At 68.3% G+C, this 10,149-nt stretch carries 11 protein-coding genes; 7 read left to right on the forward strand and 4 right to left on the reverse strand.

Annotated features, from left to right (window positions below; translation table 11 throughout):
• Positions 1 to 598 precede the first annotated feature (598 nt).
• Positions 599 to 1,744: a GAF domain-containing sensor histidine kinase gene (locus ACF1B9_RS03595; protein WP_391739767.1), complete on the forward strand. Its 1,146-nt coding sequence runs from the start codon at positions 599 to 601 to the stop codon at positions 1,742 to 1,744.
• A complete protein-coding gene (locus tag ACF1B9_RS03600) occupies positions 1,737 to 2,381 on the forward strand; it encodes a response regulator (RefSeq protein WP_376223218.1) in 645 nt (214 codons plus the stop codon). The genes ACF1B9_RS03595 and ACF1B9_RS03600 overlap by 8 nt, the downstream gene beginning before the upstream one ends.
• Positions 2,382 to 2,454: 73 nt before the next feature.
• On the opposite strand, the gene ACF1B9_RS03605 is transcribed toward ACF1B9_RS03600, so the two are convergent.
• The gene (locus ACF1B9_RS03605; RefSeq protein ID WP_391739766.1) at positions 2,455 to 3,240 is read right to left on the reverse strand and encodes a hypothetical protein; all 786 of its coding nucleotides are present in this window, start codon (positions 3,238 to 3,240) and stop codon (positions 2,455 to 2,457) included.
• Between the two features lie 143 nt (positions 3,241 to 3,383).
• On the opposite strand from ACF1B9_RS03605, the gene ACF1B9_RS03610 reads away from it, so the two are divergent.
• The 4 genes from ACF1B9_RS03610 to ACF1B9_RS03625 all read left to right on the forward strand — a co-directional run bounded on the left by ACF1B9_RS03610 (position 3,384) and on the right by ACF1B9_RS03625 (position 6,703).
• Positions 3,384 to 4,181, forward strand: a complete 798-nt coding sequence (locus ACF1B9_RS03610) for an ABC transporter ATP-binding protein (protein WP_376222850.1) — start codon at positions 3,384 to 3,386, stop codon at positions 4,179 to 4,181.
• Between the two features lie 187 nt (positions 4,182 to 4,368).
• The gene (locus ACF1B9_RS03615) at positions 4,369 to 4,797 is read left to right on the forward strand and encodes an NfeD family protein (protein WP_391739765.1); all 429 of its coding nucleotides are present in this window, start codon (positions 4,369 to 4,371) and stop codon (positions 4,795 to 4,797) included.
• 146 nt (positions 4,798 to 4,943) lie between these two features.
• The gene (locus ACF1B9_RS03620) at positions 4,944 to 5,873 is read left to right on the forward strand and encodes an SPFH domain-containing protein (protein ID WP_356480082.1); all 930 of its coding nucleotides are present in this window, start codon (positions 4,944 to 4,946) and stop codon (positions 5,871 to 5,873) included.
• 62 nt (positions 5,874 to 5,935) lie between these two features.
• Entirely contained in the window at positions 5,936 to 6,703 is a 768-nt protein-coding gene (locus ACF1B9_RS03625; protein ID WP_391739764.1) for a sulfite exporter TauE/SafE family protein, read from the forward strand.
• 59 nt (positions 6,704 to 6,762) lie between these two features.
• Here ACF1B9_RS03625 and ACF1B9_RS03630 read toward each other — a convergent pair whose 3' ends face one another.
• The 3 genes from ACF1B9_RS03630 to ACF1B9_RS03640 all read right to left on the reverse strand — a co-directional run bounded on the left by ACF1B9_RS03630 (position 6,763) and on the right by ACF1B9_RS03640 (position 8,956).
• The gene (locus ACF1B9_RS03630) at positions 6,763 to 7,269 is read right to left on the reverse strand and encodes an HNH endonuclease (protein ID WP_391739763.1); all 507 of its coding nucleotides are present in this window, start codon (positions 7,267 to 7,269) and stop codon (positions 6,763 to 6,765) included.
• A 157-nt stretch (positions 7,270 to 7,426) separates the two neighbouring features.
• Positions 7,427 to 7,957, reverse strand: coding sequence for a YbhB/YbcL family Raf kinase inhibitor-like protein (locus ACF1B9_RS03635; RefSeq protein WP_391739762.1), 531 nt, complete (start codon positions 7,955 to 7,957; stop codon positions 7,427 to 7,429).
• Positions 7,958 to 8,173: 216 nt separating this feature from the next.
• The gene (locus ACF1B9_RS03640) at positions 8,174 to 8,956 is read right to left on the reverse strand and encodes a sporulation protein (protein WP_391739761.1); all 783 of its coding nucleotides are present in this window, start codon (positions 8,954 to 8,956) and stop codon (positions 8,174 to 8,176) included.
• A gap of 73 nt (positions 8,957 to 9,029) precedes the next feature.
• Between ACF1B9_RS03640 and ACF1B9_RS03645 the strand changes: the two genes are divergently transcribed.
• On the forward strand, positions 9,030 to 9,671 hold the full coding sequence (locus ACF1B9_RS03645; RefSeq protein ID WP_391739760.1) for a DNA-3-methyladenine glycosylase: 642 nt from the start codon (positions 9,030 to 9,032) through the stop codon (positions 9,669 to 9,671).
• The last annotated feature ends 478 nt before the right edge of the window (positions 9,672 to 10,149 follow it).

The raw sequence follows: 10,149 nt of genomic DNA on the forward strand, positions 1-10,149 counted from the left end.
CGGGGACGAGGGCAATTCTTAGCGTCAGCAAAATCTGGTGGCAAAGGTGTGACGTACGAACCCGCATAGTGGATCAGTGCTCCGCTCGAACGTGATGGCCCGTGCTCATGCCTATTGATGTGCCACCTACACCTCCACTAGCGAGCTTCGTAAGTGATGTGGGTCCTATGCCCGGCCTCACACCGGCCGGGCAACAAACTCACCAACCGTTGCTCAAGCAATCCAGAGTGTTAGGTTCCGCATCGGGGAACGGTAGTTGGGCCTTTCCGGACCCACCCGGCCCCCGCGTCCACGCAGGCAGACCCGGGCACAGCGGGAGCCGTACGCCCGGCCGGCCCGCACTCGGTCCGGGACCCCTGGGGGCGCCCCGTCACGTGCGTACAAGGGGGCCCCGGACAAGGGGCGACATGAATCAGCGCGCCCGTACGAGGCCCGGCCGGGCTCGACGCCCTGTGGCCCCCACGGCTCCGGCTGGGCCCACCGGACCCGTGGGGGATCGCCGCAGTCCACGCCGTCGATGGACCTAGTCCCTGCGTCCCGATCAGAGGCCTTCCACGGGCTGATACGCCACGTCCACCCCCGCCGGTACCGTGAGGCCATGAGTCATCGCCCACCATCGGGCCTCGCAGCGGTGAGTGCCGCGCTGCTCGCCATGAGCCGGCACCTCGAAGTGCGCGACGTCCTCAAGACGATCGTCGCCTCGGCCCGCGAACTGCTGGACGCCGAGTACGCGGCCCTGGGCGTCCCCGACGACCACGGCGGCTTCGCCCAGTTCGTCGTCGACGGGGTCAGCGACGAGCAGTGGAAGGCCATCGGCCCCCTGCCCCGGCAGCACGGCATCCTCGCCGCGATGCTCCACGAGGCGAAGCCCGAGCGCCTCGCGGACGTCCGAAAGGATCCCCGCTTCGAGGGCTGGCCCGCCGCGCACCCCGACATGTCCGACTTCCTCGGCCTCCCCATCCGGGACGGCGACGAGACCATCGGCGCACTCTTCCTCGCCAACAAGCGCTGTCCCAAGCCGGAAGGAAGCTGCGGGTTCACCGGCGAGGACGAGGAACTGCTGGCGATCCTCGCCCAGCACGCGGCGATCGCCCTCACCAACGCCCGGCTGTACGAGCGCAGCCGCGAACTCACCATCGCCGAGGAGCGGTCCCGGCTCGCCCATGAGCTGCACGACGCGGTCAGCCAGAAGCTGTTCTCGCTGCGGCTCACCGCACAGGCCGCCACCGCCCTGATCGACCGCGACCCGGCCCGCGCCAAGGGCGAGCTGCACCAGGTCGCCGCGCTCGCCGCGGAAGCAGTGGACGAGCTGCGCGCCGCCGTCGTCGAACTGCGCCCCGCCGCGCTCGACGAGGACGGTCTTATCGCCACGCTCCGTACCCAGATCCAGGTCCTGGACCGGGCCCACACGGCCCGGGTCACCTTCGAGAGCCTGGGCGTACGGGCCCTGCCCGCCGCCCAGGAGGAGGCGCTGCTCCGGGTCTCCCAAGAGGCCCTGCACAACGCACTGCGCCACTCCGGCGCCGAGCACGTCGACGTCACGCTGGCCCGGCACGGCGGCGGCACGCTGCTCCGGATCACCGACGACGGCAGCGGATTCGAACCCGCGGCGACCCGGCAGGCAGGCCGGCACCTGGGCCTGGTGTCCATGCGGGACCGCGCGAGCGGGGTCGGCGGAAGACTCATCGTTGAATCGGCGCCCGGCAAGGGCACCACGATCGAGATGGAGGTACCCGGTGGCTGACAGGATCATCAGGGTGCTGCTGGTCGACGACCACCAGGTGGTCCGGCGCGGTCTGCGTACGTTCCTGGAGGTCCAGGACGACATCGAAGTGGTCGGCGAGGCGTCCGACGGCGCCGAAGGAGTGGCCAGGACGGAGGAGCTCCGCCCCGATGTCGTCCTGATGGACATCAAGATGCCCGGCACCGACGGGATCGAGGCCCTGCGCAAGCTCCGCGAGCTGGGGAATCCGGCCAAGGTCCTCATCGTCACCAGCTTCACCGAGCAGCGCACCGTGGTCCCCGCCCTGCGCGCCGGAGCCTCCGGTTACGTGTACAAGGACGTCGACCCGGACGCCCTGGCCGGCGCCATCCGCTCGGTGCACGCGGGCCACGTCCTGCTCCAGCCGGAGGTCGCGGGGGCCCTCCTCGCCCAGGACGACGCGGGCGGCGGTACGGGCCGGGGGAGCTCCCTCACCGAACGGGAACGGGAAGTACTGGGCCTGATCGCCGACGGCCGTTCCAACCGGGAGATCGCGCGAGCACTGGTCCTCTCCGAGAAGACCGTCAAGACACACGTCTCGAACATCCTGATGAAGCTCGACCTCTCGGACCGGACGCAGGCGGCCCTCTGGGCCGTCCGGCACGGGGCGGCGGGCTGAGCGGGACGGAAAGGACGCCGCCGGTGCCGGCGGCGTCCTCCGCCACCGGCCACGGCGCGGGCGCCCCCCAGCCCTACCGCCTGCGCTCCTGCTCCTCCACATAAGCGTTGTAGGCGGCGACCTGCGCCCGCCGAGCAACCCGCTCCACCGGCCGCAGCGCCTCCCCCCGGGCCGCGATCTCCGACGCGCTCACCGCCCCGCCGTGCCCGTTCTCGTACGCCACCGAGATCAGCAGACCGACGCGCTGCGCCAGCTCCAGCACCCGCACCGCCCGCGGCGGATACCCCGGAGCCAGCACCTCGCGCCCCCGCTCCACTCGCGCCCGGTACGCATCCACCGCCGCCTCCGCCACCGGCCCGGAACCGGCCACGTCCAACCGCGACAGCACCGCCGTCGCATCCCGCAACGCCTCGGCCAGCTCCCGCTCCGCCTCACCCAGCGACGGCACATCGGCCGACGGCGCCTCCCGCACCGGCAGGCAACGCCACACCACCTCGACGTGCAGATCCCCCTCCGGGCCCACCTCACGCACGTCGGGTACCAGCCCGTACGGCGCACCGACGGCGACCACCGCCTCCTCGGCCTCCAACGCCCGCGCGTTGAAGTCCGGGGGACCGCTCAGCCCCAGCGGATGTCCGGGAGCCGGCAGCGCGACCCGGAAGCCGGTCACCCCCAGACCCCGCAGCCGTCCGAGCGCCAGCGTGAGCCCCACCGGCCCCGCCTCACCCGGCAGTCCCTCCACACGGTGCACCGCGTCCTCCCCGACGATGGCGAGCGCCGCGTCGTCCGGGGACACGAGCCCCGCGAGAAGCGCGTTTCCCCAAGCGGCCAGCAGCCCTGAGCGTGGTTCCGAAAGCATGGCAACAGCCTAGGGAACGGAGCGGGGGCCTGTCGTCACACGGGCCCAGCGCCTGCGGTGTTCCCGCGGTGGCGTAGATTTCCCTGGGAGCTGTGCCCACAGGCACGCGACGATCTCGACACTGCATGGGGAGACAACGCGCCATGAGCGATGTACTGGAGCTGGTGGACGTATCCGTGGTCCGCGACGGACGCGCTCTGGTGGACGACGTCTCGTGGCAGGTCAAGGAGGGGGAGCGCTGGGTCATCCTGGGCCCGAACGGCGCCGGCAAGACCACCCTCCTCAACATCGCGTCCAGCTACCTCTTCCCGAGCACCGGCACCGCCAGGATCCTCGGCGAACAACTCGGCGGCGTCGGCACCGATGTCTTCGAGCTCCGCCCCCGCATCGGCATCGCGGGCATCGCCATGGCCGAGAAGCTGCCCAGGCGCCAGACCGTCCTGCAGACGGTGCTCACCGCCGCGTACGGCATGACCGCCACCTGGCACGAGAACTACGAAGCCGTCGACGAGGAGCGTGCCCGCGCCTTCCTCGACCGGCTCGGCATGACGGAGTACCTCGACCGCAAGTTCGGCACCCTTTCCGAGGGCGAGCGCAAGCGCACCCTGATCGCCCGCGCCATGATGACCGACCCCGAACTGCTGCTCCTGGACGAGCCCGCCGCGGGACTCGACCTCGGTGGCCGCGAGGACCTGGTCCGCCGCCTCGGCCGACTGGCCCGTGACCCGTACGCCCCCTCCATGATCATGGTCACCCACCATGTCGAGGAGATCGCCCCCGGCTTCACCCACGTTTTGATGATCCGCCAGGGCAAGGTGCTCGCCGCCGGTCCCATGGAGACCGAGCTCACCTCCCGCAACCTCTCCCTCTGCTTCGGTCTGCCGCTCGTCGTCGAGCACACCGGCGACCGTTACACGGCCCACGGACTCCCGCTCTCCTAGGGCTTCTTGTTCGGATCGTGCCGGACCGGCCTGATCCGAACGAAAGACCCCGGGCCGCCTCGTCGCACGGCGGACGGCGGTTCGACGGCACGGTCCAGTACGGCCGGACGACGGTCTCCACGGGCGACGTCGCGCCCGCCCGGCTGCACCCTGTCCCCGAGGGCACCCTCGGTCCTACCATGACCACGTGGACATCGAAGCGTGGGTGTGGTGGCTGATCGGCGCGGTGGGACTGGGCATCCCGCTCGTCCTGACCGCGATGCCCGAATTCGGCATGTTCGCCGTCGGGGCGGTCGCCGCAGCGGTCGTCGCGGCGCTCGGCGGCGGCATCGTGGCCCAGGTGCTGGTCTTCGTCGTGGTCTCCGTGGCGCTCATCGCCGTGGTGCGCCCGATCGCCACCAGACACCGCGCGGACCGGCCTCAACTCGCCACCGGTATAGATGCGCTGAAAGGCCGTCAGGCAGTTGTCCTGGAGCGGGTCGACGCCGACGGCGGCCGGATCAAGCTGGCCGGAGAGATCTGGTCCGCCCGCGCACTCGACGGGGACCAGAGCTTCGATCCGGGCCAACAGGTCGATGTCGTCGACATCGACGGAGCCACAGCAGTCGTCATGTGACCGAACCACCCACACGACAGCGCACGTTCTGTCAGACTCGAAGTCGATCATCATGAGATCGGGGCCGTCGAGCCGTACGGCCCCTCCCGCGAACTCGACCTCGATCATCGCGATCCGTCGGCAACCGAAGGGCAACGAGGAACACGATGCAACCGATCATCATCGTTCTGATCATTCTGGTGGTGCTCGTCTTCATCGCCCTGATCAAGACGATCCAGGTCATCCCACAGGCCAGCGCCGCCATCGTGGAGCGGTTCGGCCGCTACACCCGCACGCTCAACGCGGGCCTGAACATCGTCGTTCCATTCATCGACTCCATCAGGAACCGCATCGACCTCCGTGAGCAGGTCGTCCCGTTCCCGCCCCAGCCGGTGATCACCCAGGACAACCTGGTCGTCAACATCGACACCGTCATCTATTACCAGGTGACCGACGCGAGGGCCGCGACCTACGAAGTCGCCAGCTACATCCAGGCGATCGAACAGCTCACCGTCACCACCCTCCGCAACATCATCGGCGGCATGGACCTGGAGCGGACCCTGACCTCCCGAGAGGAGATCAACGCAGCCCTCCGCGGAGTCCTCGACGAGGCGACCGGCAAGTGGGGGATCCGGGTCAACCGCGTCGAACTCAAGGCGATCGAACCGCCCACCTCCATCCAGGACTCGATGGAGAAGCAGATGCGCGCCGACCGTGACAAGCGCGCCGCGATCCTCCAGGCCGAAGGAACCCGGCAGTCCGCGATCCTCACCGCCGAAGGCGAGAAGCAGTCCGCGATCCTGCGCGCCGAAGGTGAGGCCAAGGCCTCGGCCCTGCGCGCGGAGGGCGAGGCCCAGGCCATCCGTACGGTCTTCGAGTCCATCCATGCCGGCGACCCGGACCAGAAGCTTCTCTCGTACCAGTACCTCCAGATGCTCCCGAAGATCGCCGAAGGCGATGCCAACAAGCTCTGGATCGTGCCCAGCGAGATCGGCGACGCCCTCAAGGGCCTCAGCGGGGCCTTCGGCAACCTCGGCTCCGGCGCCCCCGGTTTCGACACCGGCAAGGAACGCCGGGAACAACCCCCGGTCGACTGACGCGTACACGCCCTCGTGCATGATCAATGCACCAAGCACCGATCATGCACGGGGGATTCGCCATGACCACCTGGGAGATGCTCGCCGTCTTCGCCGCGGGCATCAGCGCGGGCACGATCAACACGATCGTCGGATCGGGAACGCTGATCACCTTTCCCGTACTGCTCGCCACCGGCCTGCCCCCGGTCACCGCCACCGTCTCCAACGCCCTCGGCCTGATCCCCGGTTCGATCAGCGGCGCCATCGGCTACCGCAAGGAACTGGCCGGGCAGGGGCGTCGTGTCCTCAAGCTCGCCGTCGGTGCGCTGATCGGCGGCCTCACCGGTGCCACCCTCCTGCTGGCCCTGCCCTCCACGGCGTTCGAGACGATCGTGCCGATCCTCGTGGCCCTGGCCCTCGTCCTGGTCGTCCTGCAACCCCGCATCAGCAAAGCCGTCCAGCGCCGACGCGCACACACCGGCACCACCGCCCGCCCCGACGGCGGCCCGCTCCTCGTCTTCGGACTGATGCTCGCCAGCGTCTACGGCGGCTACTTCACCGCAGCCCAGGGGATCATCTATCTCTCCCTGATGGGCATGCTGCTCGACGACACGATGCAGCGCCTCAACGCCGTCAAGAACGTCCTGGCAGCCGTCGTCAACAGCATCGCCGCGCTCTTCTTCCTCTTCGTCGCGGACTTCGACTGGACGGCCGTCGTACTGATCGCGGTCGGCTCCGCGCTCGGCGGTCAGATAGGCGCCAAGGTCGGCCGCCGCCTCAGTCCGATCGTCCTGCGCGTCCTCATCGTCGTGGTCGGCACGGCCGCCATCGTCCAGCTGCTGCTCCGCTGACCCACGGAAGCCCGCCCCCGCAAGGAGGCGGGCTTCCGGTACGACAGGACGCGTATCCCTCAGGCCGCGGTACGGTCCAGCCACTCAGGCAGCGCCGACCGCTCACCGGCTCCCATCGCCAGCAGCATCGCGTCCGCCGGAGACGGCACGAAGGGCTGCTTCAGCAGCGGCATCCCTGCCTGTTCCGGGGTCCGGGCCGCCTTGCGGTGATTGTCCTCCGCGCAGGACGCCACCGTGTTGAGCCAGGTGTCCTGACCACCTTGGGCACGCGGCACCACATGGTCGACGGTGCTCGCCCGCCGCCCGCAGTACGCGCACCGGTGCTGGTCCCGTATCAGCACACCCCTTCTGGACCACGGGGCCTGTCTTCGGAACGGCACCCGTACGTACCGGCAGAGCCTGATCACCCGGGGCACCGGAATGTCCACGGCGGCGCCACGCATGCGGAGATCGGGATGCGACTGCTCGACGACGGCCTTGTCCTGCAGAATCAGCACCACCGCACGGTTCAGCGTCACCGTCGACAGCGGCTCGAAGCTCGCGTTCAGTACCAGCGTGTCCCGCATCTCGCCCACCTCCCGTGTGCCGCCCGCCCTCTGGCAGGCCCGGATCAACTCTGGCCGGGCAGGCCGTGATGGACAACGCAATAAAAAAATGCCCTGCCCTGATCTCTCCAGGACCAGGGCAGGGCAAACAGCGGGAGAATTCTCGGCTCACCGGGTATCAGGCGGGACCTGTGTACTCACCGATCAGCTGGGCACGTCCCAGCGTGTGGAACCGCAGATTGAATCCGACGACCGCGGGCGACACATCGCTGTCCACACCCAGCTTCTCGCTGTCCACCGCATACACGGTGAAGACATAGCGGTGGTTCTCCCCGGCCGGCGGTGCCGCGCCGCCGAACTCCTTCGACCCGTAGTCGTTACGGACCTGTACGGCACCGGTGGGCAGCCCCTCGAACTTCCCGCTACCAGCACCTGTCGGCAGCTCCGTGACCGAGGCCGGGATGTCGAAGACCACCCAGTGCCAGAATCCGCTGCCGGTCGGAGCGTCCGGATCGAAGCAGGTCACGGCGAAGCTCTTGGTTCCGGCCGGAAACCCCTCCCACCGCAGCTGCGGCGAGGTGTTCCCGGCCGCGAACACCTGGGCGTCCGCCAGAACGGCACCGGGGGCGAGGTCCTCGCTCACCACCGTGAAGGACGGCACCTCGGGATGGAAGTCGTGCGGCAGCGGCGCCCTCTTCGGCTCGGTCACGTCAGCACCTCTCCTGATCGCTCTACTGCTGTCAGCAGGTCTTCCACCGACCCTAGCGCTGTGGCCGGAGGGGTTCACCGGCCCACGACGCCCGGCACGGCACCTCGCCGCGTTGTCGCATCGCCCACGTACATCCAGTACGCGGGCGATGCTCCGCCTTGCGATGCACCGCACCGGACGCCGCGAGCTCCCCGACAAACCCTTCCGGCCACAGCACTAGAGCCAGTTGCGCCGACCGCCGACCTCGGCGAGCCACTGATTGAGGTACGCCGCCCAGTCGGTCCCCTGGAAGTCGTTCAGCCCGACCTTGAACGTGCGGTACGAGTCGCTGCCCTCGCTGAAGAGCCCGGACTTCTTGTCCATCTCCAGTACGACGTCCATCTCGCGCTCGTCCGCGACGAACGTCAGCTCCACCTGGTTCAGCCCGCGGTACTGCTGCGGCGGGAAGAACTCGATCTCCTGGTAGAACGGCAGCCGCTGGCGCGTACCGCGAATGTGGCCGCGCTCCATGTCCGCGCTGCGGAAGCCGAAACCGAGCTGCCCGAAGGCGTCGAGAATGGCCTGCTGGGCCGGCAACGGGTGCACATTGATCGGGTCCAGGTCGCCCGAGTCCAGCGCCCGCGCGATCTCCAGCTCCGTGGTCACGCCGATGTTCATGCCGTGCAGATGGTGACCGGCGAACATCGTGATCGGCGTCTCCCAGGGAATTTCGAGCCCGAACGGCACGACGTGCACGGCCCCGGCTTGCACCTCGAACGCGCCACCGAGTCGAAGCGTGGTGAACTCGATGTCCTGCTTGGTCTCGGTGTCCTGGCCCTCGACCTCGACCCGGGCCTGCAGACCCACGGAGAGTCCCTCGATGCGCTGCTCCACGGATCCACCCTGGATCCGGACCTCGCCCTGGACGACCCCACCCGGTACGACATTGAGTTCGGTCAGCTCGGTCTCCACCGAGGCACCACCGGCACCCATGCTCGCGAGCAGCCGCTTGAAGCCCATGTTTACTCCTCCTTGGTCCTGACCTCTTGATACGCGTCACGACCGTGGTCGGTTCCAGGTAGCCTCGAACGCCATGATCGAGGGCCTGGACCGTACCCCGCTGACACGCGACTTCTTCGACCGTCCCGTACTGGACGTGGCACCCGACCTCCTGGGCCGCACCCTGGTACGCAGCACCCCCGAAGGCCCCATCGAGCTGCGCCTCACCGAGGTGGAGGCCTACGCGGGCGAGATCGACCCGGGATCGCATGCGTTCAGAGGCCGCACCCCGCGCAACAGCGTCATGTACGGGCCGCCCGGTCACGCGTACGTGTACTTCACCTATGGAATGTGGCACTGCCTGAACCTGGTATGCGGTCCGGAGGGCAAGGCCTCCGGAGTCCTGCTCCGGGCCGGCGACATTCAGGTCGGCGCCGACCTGACCCGCAAACGTCGACTCTCGGCCCGCAATGACAAGGAACTGGCCAAAGGTCCGGCCCGACTGGCTACCGCTCTCGACGTCGACCGCGCCCTGAACGGCACCGACGCCGTCGCACACCCCGATGCCCCGCTGTTCCTACTGCACGGCACCCCTCCACCCCACGACCAGGTGCGTAACGGTCCGCGCACCGGAGTGGGCGGTGACGGAGCCACACACCCCTGGCGCTTCTGGATCGACGGAGACCCCACGGTGAGCCCGTACAGAGCTCATGTGCCACGCCGTCGCGCAACTTGACTCGCCCTTGGGAGCCACCTAATGTAGTCCGAGCCGCTTGAAACGGGCGCTGCTGTCGGTACGATCCATTGGATCGCCCGAGCATCCCGAAGTGGCCAACCACTACCTATGATTCACCCTGACGGGTGCGAATTTGGCATGCCATAATTCGACCTCATCGACTCGATTATGAGTCGCCAAGGAAATCGGCTAATGTAGTGGACACGCCGAAAGGCAAGGCCACTCCAATCGGCCACCGGAATTCAAATTCGAACCGGAATCGGTGAGAAAAGAGTCTGGTAAGATTGGAATCGCCGGAAAGGGAAACGCGAAAGCGTGGAACTGGAAAGCGGCCCCGCTTCGACCGGGAATCGGACACGAAAGAGTCTGATAGAGTCGGAAACGCAAGACCGAAGGGAAAAGCCCGGAGGAAAGCCCCAGAGAGTGTTCTGCGGGTGAGTACAAAGGAAGCGTCCGTTCCTTGAGAACTCAACAGCGT

It is taken from the genome of Streptomyces sp. NPDC014727 (assembly GCF_043083485.1).
Taxonomy (GTDB): Bacteria; Actinomycetota; Actinomycetes; order Streptomycetales; family Streptomycetaceae; genus Streptomyces.

Bases quoted from the DNA above. Each gene is read 5' to 3' on its own strand.
- ACF1B9_RS03645 (WP_391739760.1), top strand. From the start codon at position 9,030: ATGATCGAGGGCCTGGACCGTACCCCGCTGACACGCGACTTCTTCGAC.
- ACF1B9_RS03630 (WP_391739763.1), bottom strand. From the start codon at position 7,269: ATGCGGGACACGCTGGTACTGAACGCGAGCTTCGAGCCGCTGTCGACG.
- ACF1B9_RS03620 (WP_356480082.1), top strand. From the start codon at position 4,944: ATGCAACCGATCATCATCGTTCTGATCATTCTGGTGGTGCTCGTCTTC.
- ACF1B9_RS03625 (WP_391739764.1), top strand. From the start codon at position 5,936: ATGACCACCTGGGAGATGCTCGCCGTCTTCGCCGCGGGCATCAGCGCG.
- ACF1B9_RS03640 (WP_391739761.1), bottom strand. From the start codon at position 8,956: ATGGGCTTCAAGCGGCTGCTCGCGAGCATGGGTGCCGGTGGTGCCTCG.
- ACF1B9_RS03595 (WP_391739767.1), top strand. From the start codon at position 599: ATGAGTCATCGCCCACCATCGGGCCTCGCAGCGGTGAGTGCCGCGCTG.
- ACF1B9_RS03605 (WP_391739766.1), bottom strand. From the start codon at position 3,240: ATGCTTTCGGAACCACGCTCAGGGCTGCTGGCCGCTTGGGGAAACGCG.
- ACF1B9_RS03610 (WP_376222850.1), top strand. From the start codon at position 3,384: ATGAGCGATGTACTGGAGCTGGTGGACGTATCCGTGGTCCGCGACGGA.